The sequence below is a fragment of the Streptomyces hypolithicus genome (assembly GCF_052934925.1).
Genome location: NZ_CM128811.1, coordinates 4320153 through 4338198 on the forward strand (window position 1 = coordinate 4320153; position 18046 = coordinate 4338198).

An 18046-nucleotide genomic window follows, 5' to 3' on the forward strand; every position below is an offset into this window, starting at 1 on the left:
GCCGCAACCGGACCTGCTGCAAACCCACTGCTGCAACCGACCTGCCGCAAACCGGCCTGCCGCAACCGACCTGCTGTGCTCCTCCTCCCCCCAAGGAGACCCGTTGATGACTGATCGTCGCAGACGCTCGCGCACCACCGTCGCCGTGGCGGCTCTGCTGGCCGCGCTGGGTTCCCCGGCCGTCGTCGCGCCCGCGTCGCATGCCGCGCCGGCCGACAAGGCCACCCGTACCGTCACCTATCAGGGTTACCAGGTGAAGGTTCCCCGGGACTGGAAGGTGGTCGATCTCGCCGAACAGCCGGGCGCCTGCGTCCGGTTCGACCAGCCGGCCGTCTATCTCGGACGCCCCGGCGAACAGAACAGCTGCCCCACCCACCTCGTCGGCCGTACTGCCGGCCTGCTCATCGAACCCATCGACGCCACCGCCGTCCAGCACTCGGGCAACGCCACCGCCCGCGCACGCAGCGGCAGTGCCCGCGCCATCGCACCCACCAGCGACAACGACCAGATACAGGTGGCGGTCGAGGCCGCCGGCGTCCTGGTCACCGCCGCCCACACCCCCGGCAGCGAAGCCTCCGTCCGCCGCGTCCTGGACTCGGCCACGCTGACCCCCGACGCCGAGCGCACCGCCCTGCCGGCCTCCCCCCGGGAGGACCGGGCCGCCCCGCTCGCCGCGGTCGGACCTCAGCCGGGCACCTTCCAGGGCAAGGGCTTCGACGCCTGCACCGCCCCCTCCCAAGGCGCCATGGACGCCTGGCTGGGCAGCTCCCCCTACCGCGCCGTCGGCATCTACATCAGCGGCCCCACCCGCGCCTGTGGGCAGGCCAACCTCACCTCCGGCTGGGTCAGCACCCAGACGTCGAAGGGCTGGCGCCTGATCCCCATCGACGTCGGCAAGCAGGCCCCCTGCTCCACCTTCTCCAACAAGATGTCCACCAGCACCTCCACCGCCCGCTCCCAGGGCGCCGGCGCCGCCGGCGCCTCCGTCACCGCCGCCCAGAACCTCGGCATCCCCGCCGGCAGCGCCATCTACAGCGACATCGAGGGGTACGCCTCCACCTCGTCCTGCAAGGCCGCCGTCCTGTCCTACCTCTCCGGCTGGACCGACCAACTACACGCCCAGGGCTATCTCTCCGGCGTGTACTCCAGCGCCTCATCCGGCATCCGCGACGCCGCCGCCGAGTACGACAACCCCGCCTACACCCGCGTCGACCACATCTGGTTCGCCTGGTGGAACAACGCCGTCGACACCAACACCGGCAGCTACGCCCCCGCCGGCACCTGGTCCAACCACCAACGCATCCACCAGTACGCCGGCGACGTGAGCGAGACCTGGGGTGGCGTCAGCATCAGCATCGACCGCAACTACCTCGACGTGGCGGCCGGTACCGGGCAGCCCGCGACCTGCGGCGCCACCAACCTGAGCTTCACCGGCTACCCGACGCTGCGCTCCGGCTCCACCGGCAGCCAGGTCAACGCGGCCCAGTGCCTGCTGGAGGCCGCCGGCCACGATCCGGGCGCGAACACTCCCTCGGGCACGTACGACGCGGGTACGGTGTCCGCCGCCCGGAGCTTCCAGACCAGCCGTGGGCTCGCGGCCGACGGGGTCACCGGCCCGAGCACCTGGACGGCTCTGCTGTCGCGGGGCTCCACGCCGACGGTGCAGCGCGGTTCGACCGGGGAGGCCGTGACGCGGCTGCAACGGTCGCTGACCGCCGCACTCGGCCGCACGGTAGGCATCGACGGGGACTTCGGCCCCAACACCGAACAGGCCGTTCGTGACTACCAGTCCTCACGCGGCCTCTCCGTCGACGGCGTCGCAGGTCCGGCCACGTGGTCCGGCCTCCAGGCAGGGAAGTGAGGAGCCGATGAGGCATCCACGCAAGCGGATCTGGCTGCTGTTCGCAACCGTCGTCACTCTCCTCATCGGCGTCGGCACACCGGCCCACGCCTTCGCGCAGGCCTTCAACCCGACGCAGAGCCAGGGCAACCGGGGCGCGGACGTCGTCGCCCTGCAGTATCTGCTCACCGCGCACGGGCAGGCCGAGGCCGCCGACGGGATCTTCGGTTCCGGAACCCACGCCTCGGTCCGGTCGTTCCAGAGTGCGAAGGGACTCGGGGCGGACGGTGTCGTCGGCCCCGACACGTGGAGCGAACTGGTCATCACCGTTCGGGCCGGGGACCGCGGGCCCGCCGTGCAGGCCGTGCAGTCCTTGCTCAACGCCAAGCGCGGGGCCGGGCTACCCGTGGACGGAACCTTCGGCTCCGCCACCACCACGGCTGTCAAGACCTTCCAGAGCCACGCCGGGGTCGCCTCGGACGGCATCGTCGGGCCCACCACCTGGAAGAACCTCCTGTGGCACTACGACTATGCCGACTTCGGCGCCGGCGGCGGACTCTGCGACGTCAACCCGGACGGCAACACCTCCGCCAACTGGGGGACGGCCGCCGCCACCGCCCAACTCGAAGCAGCCGCGGCATCCTTCGGCGCCGGCGGCAACGGCAAGGTACCGCTGGGTGACGCGAGCTTCGAACACGGCGGCGACATCGGCGGCCACGCCAGCCACGAGATCGGACTCGACTACGACCTGTGGCCGGTGCGTACTGATTCGGCCCAGTGCACGGGCCCGCGCATCACCTGGCAGTCCGCCACGTACGACCGGGCCGCCACCCGCGAGCTGGTCAAGGCCATCCGCGCCGCGGCGCCCGGTCATGTCCGGCTCATCTTCTTCAACGACCCCCAGCTGATCTCCGAGGGCCTGACCACGCAGTACGCCAACCACGACAACCACCTACACGTCCGCTACTGCGAGAAGGTGCACCCCAACAGCCTGTACACGTGCTGACGCGCTGACCGCGGACACGCCGGTGTGACCGCGGGGCTGACCCCGCGGTCACACCGCCGTGCTGATCTCCGGCACGCTCAGCCGAGTGGCGTGTCGAGTACGGCCTTGCGGTGGCTGAACGTCTCCAGCGAGTAGCGGCCGTGATAGTTGCCCATCCCGCTTTCGCCCACCCCGCCGAACGGCAGGTCGGAGACCGTGAGGTGAGCCACCGGGAGGCCGAAGCCGAGGCCGCCGGAGGAGGTTTCCGTCGCCAGACGGTCGCGCGTCGTCTCGGACTGCGTGAACGCGTACAGCGCGAGCGGCTTGTCCCGGTCATTGATGAACGCGATGGCCTCGTCGAGACCGTCGACCTCCACGATCGGCAGGATGGGGCCGAAGATCTCCTCGGCCATCACCGGGGAGTCAGGCGACACCCCGGACAGCACGGTCGGGGCGAGGTAGCGGCTCGTACGGTCGTGATCGCCCCCGACGACCAGTTTCCCCGAGTCGAGGAGGCCGGTCAGCCGGTCGAAGTGGCGTTCGTTGACGATGCGGCCGTAGTCGGCCGAGGATGCCGGATCGGCGCCGTACGTCTCCCGTACGGCCTCCTCCAGGGCGCCCGCCAGCTCGCGCGCGGTGTGCGGGTCCGTGAGCACGTAGTCCGGGGCGACACACGTCTGCCCCGCGTTGAGGAACTTGGTGGACACCAGCCGCGCCGCCACCGTCCGCAGATCCGCGTCCCGGTCGACGAACGCCGGTGACTTGCCGCCGAGTTCGAGGGTCACCGGGGTGAGGTGCTCGGCGGCTGCCCGCATCACGATGCGGCCCACCACGCCGTTGCCCGTGTAGAAGATGTGGTCGAAGCGCTGTTCGAGCAGTGCCGTGGTCTCCGGTACGGCGCCTTCGACCACGGCCACCGCGTCGCTGTCGACGAAACGCGGCAGCAGCTCGGCGATGACGCGCGAGGTGGCCGGAGCCAGCTCGCTGGGCTTGGCGACCACGCAGTTGCCGGCGGCGAGCGCACCGGCGACCGGGGCGAGCAGCAGTTGCGCCGGGTAGTTCCACGGCGCGATGACCAGTACGACCCCCAGCGGGTCCTGCACCGTCCAGGCGGTCGACGCGCCGAGCTGGGCGGGAACATCGGCGGGCTCGGGCCGCAGCCAGTCCGTCAGCCGCTCCAGGGTGTGGTCGATCTCGCGGACGGTGAAGTCGATCTCGGTACGGAACGCCTCGCGCTCGCCCTTGCCGAGGTCGGCCCGCAGCGCGGCGGCGAGGTCCTGACCATGCTCGGTCAGCATGGCACGCAGGCCGCGCAGCTGCTCGGTGCGCCAGGACATCGGCTTGGTGCGGCCGGTGCGGAAGGTGGCACGCAGCCGGGCGACGACATCTGCGGGGGATGGGGCGGTGGACGACTTCACCTTGGCTCCTCTGTGGACGCGAACGGGGCGGACGGCTGCCTTCGCCCGTACAAGCGCATACCGCGCTGGCACGGGCCCGAAAACAGGTACGTGTATACGCCAGCAATAAAGTACTGCCGATTGTTCCCCGGCTTGTTCCCCGGTCGTCGACATTCCCCGGCCGGTGGTCCGGGGCGCTGCGCTCAGCCCTCGGCGAAGACTCCGGGCGGGAACGCCCCGTTGGCCAGGGCGGTGCCGGTCAGCCGGTTCCCGATCTCCGTGAGCCGCTCGACCCCGGACTCGCCCAGATGCGCGTACGGTGCCACGGCGAGCCGGTCGGTCAGCTCCTCCACCTCGCGGCGCAGGTCCCCGCCGGCCGTGGTGAGGCCGCCTTCGGCGTCGAGCAGACCCCGGTCACGCAGCCGTTCCTGGGCGGCGTCCCACTGCGGGTCGGTCCAGCCACGGCTTTGCCGGGCGAACTCGGGGGTGAAGCCCTTGCCGGTGGCGGTGTGGCTGACCAGGGCCTCCAGGCCGTCAAGACCGGCGGCGGACAGCGCCGTCAGGTGCCCGTCGCCCCGGTATTCGCGCAGCAGGGTGATGCCGTGCCACAGGGCGAGGTGCGGGCGGCCGGGCACGGGCAGGTCGGCATGAGCCGCGTACAGCGGCCGCCCCGCGGCGGCGCACGCCTCTACGGCCGTGCCGGCGAGCTTCGCGGCCTCCCGTACGTCGGGGTCATCGGCGATGTCCTCGCCGAGGAGGCGGCGCAGCACGCCGTCGACCGCGTCGAGCCGGGCGCTCAGCACGGCCGCCGGGGAGGCCAGGTCCCAGGCGCGCGGGATGTGGCGGGCGACGAGGCTCGGGCTGAAGTTGTAGAACGTGGCGGCCACCACGCCCGCTCCGACCGGCCCCATGGCCGCCGCGCGGCCCGCGAAGTAGGTCATGCGCCCGGACTCCAGGCCCACCGCCGTGAACTCGGTCTCGGCTTCGGGGGCGAAGTAGATCAGGGAGTGCAGGGGGTTGAGCGCGCCGTGGCACCGCTTACCGGTGAGTAGTGAAGTCATGACGGCACTCTAGTGTCGGGCCGATTCCGCCGCCGGGGCGGTGGACGGGTGGGTGGACGGGAGGGTGGTCCGCGCCGGCGTCTCCTTTGACGCCTCGCCGTGCCGCCCTGGCCGTGATCCGCCGGACGCCGCCCCTATTTCTCGACGGCCACCGCGTCGCTGCTGGCCTTGGGCCGGCACGTCGACGATGATTCGGGTCTGAGGTGACGCCATGTCGGTCCGTACTCCGAGCCCCCATCGGAGGGCTACCGCCGCCACAACTCCGCACCCTCGGGAAGGTCTCCGTGAACCAGACGACCCGCACATCTACTCCTCCGCTGTTGGGGATCTACCTCAACGACCACCTCGCGGGCGCCGCCGGCGGCGTGGAACTCCTGCGCAGGGCGGCCCGGGCCCGCCGTGGTGACGCCGCGGGAGAACAACTGGCCGAACTGGCGCGCGCTGTCGCCCGCGACCGCGCCACGCTGGTGCAGATCATGCAGGACCTGGACATCTCCCGTCAGCGGAGCCGGGCCGCCGTGGGCTGGCTCGGGGAGAAAGCCGGCCGTCTCAAGCTCAACGGGCGCCTGCTGTCCCGCTCACCGCTCAGCGATGTCCTCGAACTGGAAGCGATGCGACTGGGCGTCGAAGGCAAAGCGTCCTGCTGGCGTACGCTGCGTGCCCTTGCCGAGACCGACGACCGGCTCGATGCGGACCGTATGGAGAGCCTGATCCAACGAGCCACCCATCAGGCGGACCTCCTGGAGGCACTGCGCGTCTCCACTGCCGCGGACACCTTCACCGCTCCCGGACCGGCCGCGCGGGGGCATCGGTCCGGCTGACGTGCGGCGGGCCCCCCGACGGCCTCAACCACCGCGTCGTGGCAGGGCGCCCGTGAGCTGAGACCGGTCGGGCTGAGACCGGTCGGGCTGAACCCCGCGCACCCTTCGCGCCGTGCGCGACCGGGCCGAGCCACCGGGCCGCAGCCGTGCTCGGCTCCACGGAGCCGGTCAGCCCTGCGGCTCCTGCGGCTTGACCTCCACGTCCCGCAGGCTCTGATCCTTGCGCTCGGTGCGCGCCTCCGTGCGGTGACCCCGCTGGATGTAGTCGCGCACCACCGCCTCGACCGCGTCCTGGGGCGAGCTGACTCCCGCCAGAACCATCACCTCCACCACCAGTTCGGCATCGAGACTGATGTTCACCTTGACCCTGGCCATGCGCGCCCCCTTCGTCGGAGCCGGACTGTAACAGCCTGGGCGATGCGGTCCACCGCGAACTCCACGGTCCTGGCGTCCTCGGCGCGGTAGGGGGCAGAGGGGGAGGGGCGGCCGCGGTTACCTGAACGCTGCCTACCTGAACCGCGGCTACCTGATCGGCTGCGACGAAAGGGAAGCGGTCGCCGACGCCGTCTCGCTCAGATGCCCCACGCCCAGGCGGGTGCGGTCGGCGGCCGGTGGGGCGGTGATGGCCGTGGTCGTCTGGCCCGGCGGCGCCGCCTTGTGCCGGTCGGCGGGCGCACTTGCCACGGCTGTGGACCAGGTGCGGAGCCGGTGGCTGACGGCTTCGTCGAGGCTGACCGGCGACCCGCTCTGGACCGCCAGCCGGCTCGCCTCCCGGCCGAGCGCGGCCACGTCGTCCCAGCGCAGGTGCAGGACCACGGTCAGTTCGGCACCTCCGTCCAACAGGCCTTGCATCATCGGCACTTCACGATCGCTCATGTGCTGCTCCTGTTCGTTGACGCGGAGGCCCCGCGCCGCGCCCGGCCGGGTGTGGGTAGCCGGTAGTACGCAGCGGCCGGGCGTCGTGTTCAGACCTGAGCGCGCGGCCGATGGCAGAAGCCAGTGACAGATGTCGATGACGGAAACTGATCGACCTGGCGTTAATTGACCGACTGGGTTCACCTTCTGGCGCGGTCGCGCGGGGTGGGCCGGTTACTCGTGCGTACTGCACGGTGCGGACGTTACGACTAATACTGTTCCGGCCTCCCTTCCGCGTGACACCTTCATCCCAGTCGCCGAAATTGTCGCCGAAATGGAGGGGTGCGAGTGAACAAGGGGTACGCGGTTTTCTGTGATGCCGATCGTGTTTTCTACGACGCCCCTCACCGACTGCTCGACGACACGGCCGACGACTCGTCCGGCAAGGGCTCGGGCTACGCCCCGGCGCGACTCCCCGTACCTCCCGGCTGGCAGCGCCACCGCTCGGGGGACTGGCTGGCCCTGCGCCCGCTCGACACCGCACTCCCGCCACAGGGCTGGAAGATTCACGTCTCCGCGTGCCTCGACAATGCCGAAAGCATTCTTGAGCGCGTCATGGACTATTGCGTCGAGCGCCGCGCGGCCTTCAAATTCATATCGAGCCGCTATCTGCTGCACACCCGCAATGCGAAGTACGCGGACCGCAGCGCCAGCGGCAAATTCATCACTGTATATCCGGCCGATGACCAGCAGTTCGGCGACATCGCGGCCGACCTCGACGCGCTGCTCGCCGGTGAGCAGGGCCCGTACATCCTGAGCGACCTGCGCTGGGGAGCGGGCCCCGTCCATGTCCGCTACGGCAGCTTCACCCAGCGCAACTGCTACGGCGACAACGGCGAGTTGTGCCCCGCCATCGAGAACGCCGAGGGCCAACTGGTGCCCGATGTACGGGGCCCGGCCTTCCGTGTCCCGGACTGGGTCACCCCGCCCGCCGTTCTCCGGCCGCACCTGGACGCCCGCGCCCGGACCACCGTCACCGAGATGCCGTACACGATCGAACGGGCCTTGCACTTCTCCAACGGCGGCGGTGTGTACGTCGGCAAGGACAGCCGGACCGGCGAGCGCGTCGTCCTGAAGGAAGCCAGACCGCACGCCGGCCTGGCCGCGGACGGGGCCGACGCCGTGGCCCGCCTGGAGCGTGAACGGGCGGCGCTGGAGCAGTTGTCGGGCCTGGCGTGCACACCCGAGGTGCACGACACCTTCGTCCTGGGGGACCACCACTTCCTGGTGCTGGAGTACGTCGAGGGGCAGACCCTCAATAACTTCTTCGCTCGCCGCCACCCGCTGATCGACCCCGATCCGGACGCCGAGCGGCTCGCCGCGTACACCCAATGGGCGCTGCGCGTGTACGGCCTGGTGGAGAAGGCCGTCGAGGACATCCACGCCCGTGGGGTGGCCTTCAACGACCTGCACCTGTTCAACATCATGGTGTCCGAGGACGAGGAGTCGGTCGTCCTCCTCGACTTCGAGGCGGCCGCCCGCATCGAGGACGGCGCCCGCCAAGTGGTCGCCAACCCCGCTTTCGTCGCCCCGGCCGACCGGCGTGGAGCCGACATCGACCGGTACGCACTCGCATGCCTGCGCATCGCGCTCTTCCTACCGCTGACCAGCCTCTTCGCCGTGGACAGGGGCAAGGCGGCGCATCTCGCGGACATCATCGCCGGGCAGTTTCCCGTACCGCGCGGCTTCCTGGACGAAGCCGTCGAGGAGATCCTGCGCGACACCGGGGGCCCGGCCGGCGAGGACCGTTCTGCCTCCGCGAAGGACACGACCGGTGAGGCCCTTCGTGCCCCCGCCGGCCGGACTCCCGCGAAGGACCCCGCGAAGGACACGGCCCGCGAGGGCTGGCTGCCGGTGGACCCGGGCGACTGGCCCCGCAGCCGGGACTCGATGGTCCGGGCGGTGCTCGCCTCCGCCACACCCGACCGGGAGGATCGTTTCTTCCCCGGCGACATCGCGCAGTTCGCCGCCGCCGGCGGTGGCCTGTCCTTCGGGTACGGAGCCGCCGGGGTGCTCTACGCCCTGGCCGAAAGTGGCGCCGCGCCCTGCCCGGAGGCCGAGGAATGGCTGCTGGCCCGTACCAAGCAGCCCGCGTCCGGCACCCCGCTCGGCTTCTACGACGGCCTGGCCGGCACCGCCTGGACCCTGCACCGGCTCGGACACCCCGAACGCGCCCTGGAACTAGCCGACATCGTCCTCGGCCAGCCGTGGGACAGCATCGCCCCCGACCTGCACAGCGGGCTCTCCGGAGTCGGCCTCGCGCTCGGCTCGCTCGCGGCGGCCACCGGCGAAAGCGCCTTGCACGACGCCGCCGTACGCTGTGCGGACCTGGTCGCCGGCTCCCTGAAGTCCGGCCCCGAAAGCGTCCGTGCCGGTCTGCTGCACGGCGCTTCGGGCCCGGCCCTGCTCTTCCTGCGACTGTACGAGCGCACCGGCGACCGGGGCCTGCTCGATCTCGCGGCCGACGCCCTGCGCCGCGACCTCGCGCGCTGCGTCACCAGCGAGGGCGGCGCGCTCCAGGTCAGCGAGGGGTGGCGGACGATGCCGTACCTCGGGGCGGGCAGCGTCGGCATCGGGATGGTCATCGACGACTTCCTCGCCCGTACGGGCGGCCGCGAAGGCCGCGACGAATACGACGACTTCGAGCAGGCCCGGCACGGCATCCTGGCCGCCGCGCAGGCCACGTTCTACGCCCAGCCCGGACTGCTGCGCGGCGCCGCCGGCATGGTGCTGCACCTCAGCCGCACCACGACCGACAGCCCCGGCGCCGGTGCCGCGTCCGTGCGGCGGCAGATCAGCGCCCTCGGCTCGCACGCCATGGCCTACCGGGGAGAGCTGGCCTTCCCCGGCGAGCAGATGATGCGGCTCTCCATGGACCTCGCCACCGGCACCGCGGGCTGCCTGCTGGCCCTCGCGGCCGCCGCCCCGGACAGCCGGGCCCACCTGCCGTTCCTCCCGCCGCTTCAGCGGCCCACAAGCCGGTCCCTGCCAGGGGCCGTAACCGAGCACACCCGTCCCAATCACAAAAGGGGAAAGCAATGAACCTTCTCGACCTGCAGTCCATGGAGACCCCGAAGGAAGAGGCCATCGGAGATGTGGCCACTGGAAGCCGCGCGAGCCTGCTGCTCTGCGGCGACAGCAGCCTGAGCGTCACCACCTGCAACTGACGCAACTGACGTCACAGCCGCGCGGTCTCCGCTCGTCGCGCGCTGACTGACCGAAGGCTCCTGCGGGCCGGGACCGGCTCAGCCGTCCCGGCCCGCAGTCGTCTTCCCCCCCCCCCCCCCATCCAGCCGAGGAGTTCGCCCGCCACGATGGCTCCCGCACCGCCCGCGCACCCAGGCCCCGGCCCAGACCCCGGCCCGGCCCCCGCCGCCGCCCCTTCGGCCGCGTACCGGCTGCTCCGTGAAGCGACCAGGCACAGCGCCGGCCCCGCCGCCGCCGTCCTTGCCTGCTCCACCGTCTCGGCGGCGGCCGCCGTCGCGTTCCCCGCGGTCCTCGGCCACACCGTCGACCTGCTCACCGGCCGGTCCGCCGAGGCGTCCCGCTGGGTGGTCCTGTGTGCCGCACTGGTCGCCGCCGAAGTCGTCTTCGACGCGCTGGTGGCCCTGTGCACCGGCGTCACCAACGCCCGCTCCACCGCCTGGCTGCGCACCCGCGCCCTGGCCGGCCTCCTCGCCACCGAACCCCGCCGCGCCGCCCGCTTCCGTACCGGTGACCTCGTCACCCGGCTCTCGGCCAACGCCGCCGAAGCGGGCAACGCCCCCGCCGGAGCGGCGACCGCGCTGGCCGCCGTGCTCCCGCCCGTGGGCGCTCTGGTGGCGCTGCTGCTCATCGACCTGTGGACGGCGGCGGTCTTCCTGGCCGGCCTGCCCGTCCTGGTCCTCGTCCTGCGGGCCTTCACCCGAAGCTCGTCCGACAGCGTGACCCGCTACCAGCAGGTGCAGTCCGAGGTGGCCACCCGTCTCGTCGAAACGCTGGCCGGCGCCAGGACCGTGGCTGCCGCCGGTACCGTACGCCGTGAACGCGCCCGGATCCTCGCTCCGCTGCCCGAACTCGGCGCCCAGGGCAGCCGCATGTGGGCCGTGCACGGCCGGGCCGTCGCCCGCAGCGGCGTGCTGCTGCCCCTGCTGGTGACCGCCGTCCTGGCCGTCGGCGGGATCAGGCTCGCGGCCGGCGACATGACTCTCGGCGAGCTGCTGGCCGCCTCCCGTTACGCCGCCCTGGCCGCCGGCATCGGGGCGGTGGCCGGGCCGCTCGGCACGCTCGTCCGCAGCCGGGCCGCCGCGCAGCGCACCGTCGAACTCCTCGCTCTGCCCCCGACCCGGCACGCCGGACTGCCGCTGCCGCCAGGCGGCCCCGGCACCCTCGAACTGCGCGGCGTCACGGTCGTACGCGGCGGCGCGGCCGTGCTGCGCGACGTGAACGTGCTGGTCCCCGGCGGCGCCACGGCCGCCGTCGTCGGCCCCTCCGGAGCGGGGAAGTCGGTGCTGGCCGCCGTCGCAGGCAGGCTGACCGACCCCGACTGGGGCGAAGTCCTGCTCGACGGCGTCCCGCTGGCCCTCGTCGAGCCCGGCGCGCTGCGCCATGAGATCGGCTACGCCTTCGAGCGCCCCGCGCTGTACGGCGCGACGGTCGGCGGCGCCATCGCGTTCGGACCGTACGACCCGGGCCCCGAGCGGGTACGGGCGGCCGCCGACGCGGCGGGCGCCCACACCTTCGTACGGCTGCTTCCCCAGGGCTACGACACGCCCCTCACCGACGCGCCCCTGTCCGGTGGGGAGCTGCAACGCCTGGGGCTGGCCCGCGCGTTCGCCCACGCAGGGCGGCTGCTGATCCTCGACGACGCGACCTCGTCGCTGGACACGGTCACCGAACGCGCCGTCAACCAGGCCCTCATCGACGACGTACGCCCAGGCACCCGCCTCATCGTCGCCCACCGCGTCTCCTCGGCGGCCCGCGCCGACCTGGTCATCTGGCTGGATGACGGCCGCGTACGGGCGACCGGCCCGCACGCCGCGCTGTGGACCGACCCCGCCTACCGGGCCGCCTTCACGGGACCGGCGGCGGACGGACCGGACTGCGGACCTGAGCCGGACTGCGGACCTGTGCCGGAGGGACCGGCCGGCGGACCTGTGCCGGACCGACCGGACCGACCGGACCGACCGGACGGAGCCGGCCTGTGACGGCGGAGACCGGGCTCCCTCGCAGCCGCCCCTCGGACGTGCGCGGTGCCCTGCGGCGGGTGGCTCCCGACGGCCGGCGCTTCCTGCGCGCGCACCCCAAGGTGCTGCTGCGGCTGGGCGGCTGGTCGGTGCTGGAGTCCGTACAGACCTTCCTCGGCGGTTACTGCGTGGCGCGCGCGCTCGACCAGGGTTTCCTCACCGGCCGGACCGGCGTCGGCCTGGCCTGGCTTGCCGTCGCCGCGGTGGCGGTGCTGGCCGGGGGAGTGGCCGTGCGCGGGGTGTTCGGCGGCCTCGCCGGCCTGGCCGAACCGCTGCGGGACGGCCTGGTACGCCGGGCGGTGGACCGGGCACTGGCCACGGCGGTCGCCGACCCGGCCCGGGCGGACAGCAAGGTCGTCTCCCGGCTCACCCATCAGACGGAGATCGCCAGGGACAGCTTCGCCGGACTGGTCCTGACGGCCCGGTCGTTCGTCTTCACGGCCGCGGGCGCACTGTTCGGCATGGCGTCGCTCGCGCCCCAGCTGCTGCTCGTCGTCGTGCCACCGCTGCTCATCGGCCTCCTGATGTTCCTGGCCACGCTCCTCCCGATGGCCGTGCGCCAACGGGACTACCTGGAGAGCGACGAAGCCCTGGCCGACCGTGTCGGGGCAGCCGCCGACGGGCTGCGGGACATCACCGCCTGCGGTGCCCAGCAGCACACCGCCCGCGCCGCCGCCCAACTGATCGGCACCCAGGCGCGGGTGGCGGGATCGCTGGCCCGCTGGGCGGCCGTACGCACCCTCGCGCTCGGCACGGCCGGCTCGCTCCCCGTGGTGGTGCTGCTCGCGGCGACCCCCTGGCTGCTGCGGCAGGGCGTGACGACGGGCGCGCTGGTGGGCGCGCTCACCTACCTCGTCCAGGCGCTGCTGCCCGCGCTGCACACCCTGATGACGGCCCTGGGCGCGGCCGGCACCCGCCTCCTGATCGTCCTCGACCGCTTCGGCCCCGCCCCGCCGCCGAAACAAGCGCTTCCGGCTCAGGCGGACCACGGTCCGCCGGCCTCCGTGGGCGCGGACGCCCGGCCACTCGCGGTCGAACTCCGGGCCCTGACGTTCGCGTACGCCCCCGGAGCGCATCCCGTGGTGGACGGGCTCGATCTCACCGTCTCCCAGGGCGAGCACCTGGCCGTGGTGGGGCCGAGCGGTATCGGCAAGTCGACTCTCACCGCCCTCGTCGCCGGCCTGTTGCGCCCCGACGGCGGCACCGTGCACCTGAACGGGCATCCGGCGACCGACGCTCGGGCCCTGCGGTCGCGGGTGCTGATCCCGCAGCAGGCGTACGTCTTCACCGGCACCGTCCGCGACAACCTCCGCTATCTGCACCCGCAGGCGTCGGCCGAGGCCCTGGACCGGGCGGTCGACGCCGTCGGCTGCCGGGGTCTCGTACAGAGCCTGGGAGGTCTCGACGCACCGCTCGACCCGCGCCGACTGTCGCAGGGGGAGCGGCAACTCCTCGCGCTTGCACGGGCATACGTCTCTCCCGCCCCCCTCGTGGTGCTGGACGAAGCCACCTGTCACCTCGACCCGGCCGCCGAGGCCCGCGCCGAACGTGCCATGGCTGGGCGGCAGGGGGGCACGCTCGTCGTCGTGGCGCACCGGATCTCCTCGGCGTACCGGGCCGACCGCGTGCTCGTGCTGGACGGCACCCGGGCGGTCTGCGGCCCGCACGAGGCGATGCTCGGCCGCTCGGCGCTCTACCGGGAACTCGTCGGCCAGTGGGAGACCGACCCAGTCTGACCCTCGCCCGTCCGAGCCTCCCCCGCCCGACCCTCGCCCGTCCGAGCCTCCCCCGCCCGACCCTCAGCAGCTCACAGCCAGCCGGCGCTCTGCGACATCCGGATGGCGTCCACCCGGTTCCTGGCCCCCATCTTCCGTGTCACCATCGCCATGTAATTGCGGACCGTACCGGGCGAAAGGTGCAGGTCACCGGCTATCTCTGCGATGGATAGGCCCTCCGCGGCGAGGGAGAGCACGCCAAGTTCGCGGCGGGTCAACGGCATCTCGGCTGCCTGGAGCAGATCGAAGGCGAGCGACTCATCGACGAATCGTTCGCCACCCGCGACCTTGCTGATCGCTTCGACTAATCGCTCGGGGGAGGCCCCCTTGTCGACGTACCCGAGTGCTCGCGCGTCGTACGCCCGGCGCAGCAGCCCCGGCTTGCGGGAGGTCGCCAGCACCAGCAGGCCCGCCTGCCCGCCGTTTGTGCCCGGCACCATCCCCGAGGCGGCGAAGCCCGAGAAGGACCGCGGGCAGTCCGCGTCCACCACGTACACATGTGGCATGGTCGACCGGGACCGGCTCCCCGCCGTGCTCCAGCAGGCCGAGGAGACATCGAGTGTCCTCTCCGGTCTCAACAGCGCCACCAGCGCCGACCTGAACAGACGCGCCTCGTGCAGTATCAGTACGCGGATCATTAGTCTCCAGCCCTCGTGGCCTCTCGGCCTCACGGCGTCCTGCGGGCAGCCAACCATTCCCTCGGGAACCAAGTGCCCCTCATACGGGGTCAGGAACATCCACACCAAGGCGCTCGGGGCGCGCGCCCCCACGCATGAGCGCCCCCTGTACCACCGTGCGCCGTTGATCCGCCGGGCCGTGCAGGTCCGGGCAGGACCGGTCCGGACCAGGGCCGCCAGGGTCAGACCGCTCCGGTCAGGGCAGGAGCGACCGCTTCAGAACCTTGCCCATGTCGTTGCGGGGCAGCGCATCGACGTGTCGCACCACACGCGGCCGCTTGTGCGGGGCGAGCAGCCCGGCCACATGATCGGCCAACTCCGCCGCGGACGGCGGCCGTCCGGCGTCCACCGCGACCACCCACGCCACGATCCGTTCCCCCAGATCCTCGTCCGGCTCACCCGTCACGGCGGCCTCCCGCACCCCCGGATGCTCCAGCAGCGCGTTCTCGATCTCTCCGGCGCCGATCTTGTAGCCGCCGCTCTTGATCAGGTCGGTGGCCTTGCGTCCGACGATGCGTACGCAGCCGTCGGCGTCCCTGGTCGCCATGTCGCCCGTACGGAACCAGGTCCCGTCGAAGGCCTCGGCGGTCGCCTCGGGCCGGTTCAGGTATTCCGTGAAGAGGTTCGGCCCGCGCACCTGGATCTCGCCGACGCCGTCCACCTCGTCCACCAGCCGCAGTTCGACCCCCGGCAGCGGCTGCCCGACCGTGCCGGGGCGGGCCTCGCCGCCGGCCCGTACCGACGTGTTCATCAGGGTCTCGGTCATCCCGTACCGCTCGACGACGGTGCGCCCCGTCGCCGCCGTGATCCGCCGGTGGTCGCGTACGGGCAGTGCCGCCGACCCGGACACCAGCAGCCGGGCGCCCGCCAGGGCCTTCGCGAGTTCCTGGTCGGTGTCGAGCGCCTCGGCCAGCCGGTGGTACATCGTCGGCACCCCGAAGAGCATCGTCGCGCCCGCCGACAACTCGCGCGTGACGCCCGGCACGTCGAACCGCCCGAGGTGGCGCACCTCGCCGCCGCGCCGCAGCGGGCCGAGGACACCCAGGATCAAGCCGTGGACGTGGAACAACGGCAGCCCGTGCACCAGCACGTCGTCGGCCGTCCACTCCCAGGCGTCCTCCAGCGCGTCCAGTGTCGTGGCGATGGCCCGGCGTGACAGGACGACGCCCTTGGGCGGGCCGGTGGTCCCCGAGGTGTACACGATGAGCGCGGCCGATCCGGGATCCGGCTCACCGGGCATCGGACCTTCCGGCAGGCCGTCGCCGTCGACCGACACGTCGATACGCTCCATCCCGCGCAGCGCCTCCGGCAGCCGCTCGCCGGGCGCGGTCAGCACCGCCGACGGCGAGCTGTCCGCCAGGATGTGCGCCAGCTCCCGCTCCCCGGTCTTCGGGTTGAGCGGCACCGCGGGCACCCCCGCCAGCAGCGCGGCGACCACCCCCACCGCCGTCTCCAGGCCGGGAGTCGCCCACACGGCGACCCGCCCGGCGCCCGCGATCCCGGCCGCCTGTGCGCCGGCCGCCGCCGCGAGCTGCGCGTAGGTCAGGGAGCGCGCGCCGAAGCGCAGCGCGGTCCGGTCGGGCCGTACGACAAGGGCGGGAAACAACGCGCAGGAGTCAGCCATGCGCCGACCCTACGACCCCCGCCCCGCAAGACCCAGCCGGCCAGGACAAGCCCCACCCGCACCCCACCCGCCGTCACACCGGCGACTCCCAAGCGAACGTAGTCCCGCCCGACCCCCCATCCCCCCGCTCCCCGTCGTCGACGACGACAAGCCGCACCCCACCACCCGCGTCACCATCCCCGCCCCCGCCCAAGCCTCCACTCCGCGCGTCCACCGTCACATCAACCGAAGTGACCCCCCGGCGCCGGTGCGCCGCCGCCAGCGCACCCCGTAGTGCCCCCAGCAGCAGCCCGTCCACGGGTTCCGTGATCAGCGCGTCCACCGGCCCCGCGAAGTGCACCGAGGGCTGGAAGCCCAGCAGCATGGCCGCGTCGGCCGTCTCGCGCAGGACGCGGCCACGGAAGGTGGCCGGCGCGTCCGCCGGCGGCTGCTGCAGCGCGAAGATCGCCGTCCGTATCTCCTGGATCGTGGAGTCGAGCTCGTCGACCGCCGTGCCCAGCAGCTCGTCCATGCCGTCGGCGGAGGACTGTGCGGAGGAGTCGGCGGAGCCGCCGGCCGCCCGCCGCCGCGTCGACTCCAGCATCATTTCGGTGGCGAACAACCGCTGCACCACGAGGTCGTGCAGGTCACGCGCGATCCGGTCGCGGTCCTCGAACACCGCGAGCCGCTCCCGGTCGTGCCGGCTGCCCGCCAGCACCAGCACGAGCGCCGCCTGGGACGCGAACTGCGAGGCGAGCAACTGCTCGACCGGCGAGTACGCGGGACCGCCCCGCCGCCGCGGCAGCGCGAGCGTGCCGATCAGCTTCCCGCCGCTCTGCAACGGCAGCATCATGCTGGGCCCGAAGCGGCTCCGTACCTGCGTGGTCATCCGGCTGTCGGTCGCCGAGTCCTCGATGAACACCGCCTCCCCGCCGAGCAGTTGCTCCAGCACTGCGCTGCCGGGCTCGATGACCGTACCGATGAGGTCCGCCGGGTCGCCGAGCGTCGAGGCGGCGACGATCTCCATGCCGCCCTCGGGTGTGGGCTGCAGGACGACACCCGCCGAGGCGCCGGCGAGGATACGGGCCTGCTCGGCCACCGTCATCAGCGCGTCCTCGACACTCTCGCCCGTGAGCAGGGCCGTGGTGCAGGCCGCGGCCCCCTCGATCCAGCGCTCCCGCCGCCGGGCCGTCTCGTACAGCCGGGCGTTGCCGATCGCGATGCCGGCCTGCGAGGCGAGCACCCGAAGCAGCGCGAGGTCGTCGACGGTGAAACCGCCGGCAGCCTCCGCGCCCCGCTTCTCGGTGAGGTAGAGGTTGCCGAAGACCTCGGTGTGGACCCGGATGGGCACCCCGACGAAGGAGCTCATGTCCGGATGCCCCTGCGGCAGGCCCGCCGAGCGGACATCGGCGGTCATGTCTGGGACGAGGAGCGGGCGCGGCTCCTGGATGAGCAGGCCGAGGAGGCCGGTGTGCCCGTCCGGCATCCGCCCGATGCGCCGGCGCGCCTCCTCGTCGGCGCCCGCCGTGTACAGCTCGGTGATCGTGCCGCGCTCGGGGTCGACGACGCCGAGCGCGCCGTAGCGCGCCCCCGCCAGTTCGGTGGCGGTGTCCACGATGTGCTGAAGCGTCGGGTGCAGCTCAAGCTCGGAGCCGACGCCCAGCACGGCCTCCAGGAGCATCGGCAGCCGGGGAGCGAGGCGTGCGCCGTTCTCCTGATTCAAGGAAGCCGCCTCCCGCCGCGCCGC

Annotated in this window: 14 protein-coding genes; 7 read left to right on the plus strand and 7 right to left on the minus strand. The window is 72.6% G+C overall.

Annotated elements, in window-relative coordinates:
• Window positions 1-106 precede the first annotated feature (106 nt).
• Together ACU6WZ_RS20395 and ACU6WZ_RS20400 are read left to right on the plus strand one after the other, a co-directional pair.
• Complete coding sequence (locus tag ACU6WZ_RS20395) at window positions 107-1861, plus strand: glycoside hydrolase domain-containing protein (RefSeq protein ID WP_447029532.1); 1755 nt, start codon at window positions 107-109, stop codon at window positions 1859-1861.
• A gap of 7 nt (window positions 1862-1868) precedes the next feature.
• Window positions 1869-2846 carry a penicillin-insensitive murein endopeptidase gene (locus ACU6WZ_RS20400; RefSeq protein ID WP_447029533.1) on the plus strand — a complete coding sequence of 326 codons (978 nt, stop codon included), beginning with the start codon at window positions 1869-1871 and terminating at the stop codon, window positions 2844-2846.
• 77 nt (window positions 2847-2923) lie between these two features.
• On the opposite strand, the gene ACU6WZ_RS20405 is transcribed toward ACU6WZ_RS20400, so the two are convergent.
• Both ACU6WZ_RS20405 and ACU6WZ_RS20410 read right to left on the minus strand, forming a co-directional pair.
• Window positions 2924-4243 carry an aldehyde dehydrogenase family protein gene (locus tag ACU6WZ_RS20405; protein ID WP_447029534.1) on the minus strand — a complete coding sequence of 440 codons (1320 nt, stop codon included), beginning with the start codon at window positions 4241-4243 and terminating at the stop codon, window positions 2924-2926.
• Between the two features lie 182 nt (window positions 4244-4425).
• Window positions 4426-5283 (minus strand): SCO6745 family protein, encoded by an 858-nt coding sequence (locus ACU6WZ_RS20410; protein ID WP_447029535.1) that lies wholly within the window; start codon window positions 5281-5283, stop codon window positions 4426-4428.
• 320 nt (window positions 5284-5603) lie between these two features.
• Between ACU6WZ_RS20410 and ACU6WZ_RS20415 the strand changes: the two genes are divergently transcribed.
• Window positions 5604-6104 (plus strand): hypothetical protein, encoded by a 501-nt coding sequence (locus ACU6WZ_RS20415; RefSeq protein WP_447029536.1) that lies wholly within the window; start codon window positions 5604-5606, stop codon window positions 6102-6104.
• 168 nt (window positions 6105-6272) lie between these two features.
• Here ACU6WZ_RS20415 and ACU6WZ_RS20420 read toward each other — a convergent pair whose 3' ends face one another.
• Window positions 6273-6479, minus strand: a complete 207-nt coding sequence (locus tag ACU6WZ_RS20420; RefSeq protein ID WP_447029537.1) for a type II toxin-antitoxin system VapB family antitoxin — start codon at window positions 6477-6479, stop codon at window positions 6273-6275.
• Between the two features lie 147 nt (window positions 6480-6626).
• Window positions 6627-6980, minus strand: coding sequence for a hypothetical protein (locus tag ACU6WZ_RS20425; RefSeq protein WP_447029538.1), 354 nt, complete (start codon window positions 6978-6980; stop codon window positions 6627-6629).
• A 327-nt stretch (window positions 6981-7307) separates the two neighbouring features.
• On the opposite strand from ACU6WZ_RS20425, the gene lanKC reads away from it, so the two are divergent.
• The 4 genes from lanKC (at window position 7308) to ACU6WZ_RS20445 (ending at window position 13980) form a co-directional block, all read left to right on the plus strand.
• Entirely contained in the window at window positions 7308-10061 is a 2754-nt protein-coding gene (gene lanKC / locus ACU6WZ_RS20430; protein WP_447034155.1) for a class III lanthionine synthetase LanKC, read from the plus strand.
• Window positions 10058-10186 (plus strand): mycelium formation morphogenetic lantipeptide SapB, encoded by a 129-nt coding sequence (ramS, locus tag ACU6WZ_RS20435; RefSeq protein ID WP_447029539.1) that lies wholly within the window; start codon window positions 10058-10060, stop codon window positions 10184-10186. Before lanKC ends, ramS begins: the two co-directional genes overlap by 4 nt.
• Before the next feature lie 147 nt (window positions 10187-10333).
• Window positions 10334-12205 (plus strand): ABC transporter ATP-binding protein, encoded by a 1872-nt coding sequence (locus ACU6WZ_RS20440; RefSeq protein WP_447029540.1) that lies wholly within the window; start codon window positions 10334-10336, stop codon window positions 12203-12205.
• Window positions 12202-13980 (plus strand): ATP-binding cassette domain-containing protein, encoded by a 1779-nt coding sequence (locus ACU6WZ_RS20445; protein WP_447029541.1) that lies wholly within the window; start codon window positions 12202-12204, stop codon window positions 13978-13980. The genes ACU6WZ_RS20440 and ACU6WZ_RS20445 overlap by 4 nt, the downstream gene beginning before the upstream one ends.
• A gap of 71 nt (window positions 13981-14051) precedes the next feature.
• Here ACU6WZ_RS20445 and ACU6WZ_RS20450 read toward each other — a convergent pair whose 3' ends face one another.
• From ACU6WZ_RS20450 to ACU6WZ_RS20460, 3 genes are all read right to left on the minus strand, one after another.
• Complete coding sequence (locus ACU6WZ_RS20450; protein WP_447029542.1) at window positions 14052-14657, minus strand: response regulator transcription factor; 606 nt, start codon at window positions 14655-14657, stop codon at window positions 14052-14054.
• A 235-nt stretch (window positions 14658-14892) separates the two neighbouring features.
• Window positions 14893-16320, minus strand: a complete 1428-nt coding sequence (locus ACU6WZ_RS20455) for an acyl-CoA synthetase (RefSeq protein ID WP_447029543.1) — start codon at window positions 16318-16320, stop codon at window positions 14893-14895.
• Window positions 16321-16393: 73 nt separating this feature from the next.
• On the minus strand, window positions 16394-17980 hold the full coding sequence (locus ACU6WZ_RS20460) for a sensor histidine kinase (protein ID WP_447034157.1): 1587 nt from the start codon (window positions 17978-17980) through the stop codon (window positions 16394-16396).
• Window positions 17981-18046: the final 66 nt, after the last annotated feature.

Coding starts and splice junctions, on each gene's coding strand:
- ACU6WZ_RS20400 (WP_447029533.1), top strand. CDS start 1,869: ATGAGGCATCCACGCAAGCGGATCTGGCTGCTGTTCGCAACCGTCGTC.
- ACU6WZ_RS20455 (WP_447029543.1), bottom strand. CDS start 16,320: ATGGCTGACTCCTGCGCGTTGTTTCCCGCCCTTGTCGTACGGCCCGAC.
- ACU6WZ_RS20420 (WP_447029537.1), bottom strand. CDS start 6,479: ATGGCCAGGGTCAAGGTGAACATCAGTCTCGATGCCGAACTGGTGGTG.
- ACU6WZ_RS20440 (WP_447029540.1), top strand. CDS start 10,334: ATGGCTCCCGCACCGCCCGCGCACCCAGGCCCCGGCCCAGACCCCGGC.
- ramS (WP_447029539.1), top strand. CDS start 10,058: ATGAACCTTCTCGACCTGCAGTCCATGGAGACCCCGAAGGAAGAGGCC.
- ACU6WZ_RS20395 (WP_447029532.1), top strand. CDS start 107: ATGACTGATCGTCGCAGACGCTCGCGCACCACCGTCGCCGTGGCGGCT.
- ACU6WZ_RS20410 (WP_447029535.1), bottom strand. CDS start 5,283: ATGACTTCACTACTCACCGGTAAGCGGTGCCACGGCGCGCTCAACCCC.
- ACU6WZ_RS20450 (WP_447029542.1), bottom strand. CDS start 14,657: ATGATCCGCGTACTGATACTGCACGAGGCGCGTCTGTTCAGGTCGGCG.
- ACU6WZ_RS20460 (WP_447034157.1), bottom strand. CDS start 17,980: ATGCTCCTGGAGGCCGTGCTGGGCGTCGGCTCCGAGCTTGAGCTGCAC.
- ACU6WZ_RS20425 (WP_447029538.1), bottom strand. CDS start 6,980: ATGAGCGATCGTGAAGTGCCGATGATGCAAGGCCTGTTGGACGGAGGT.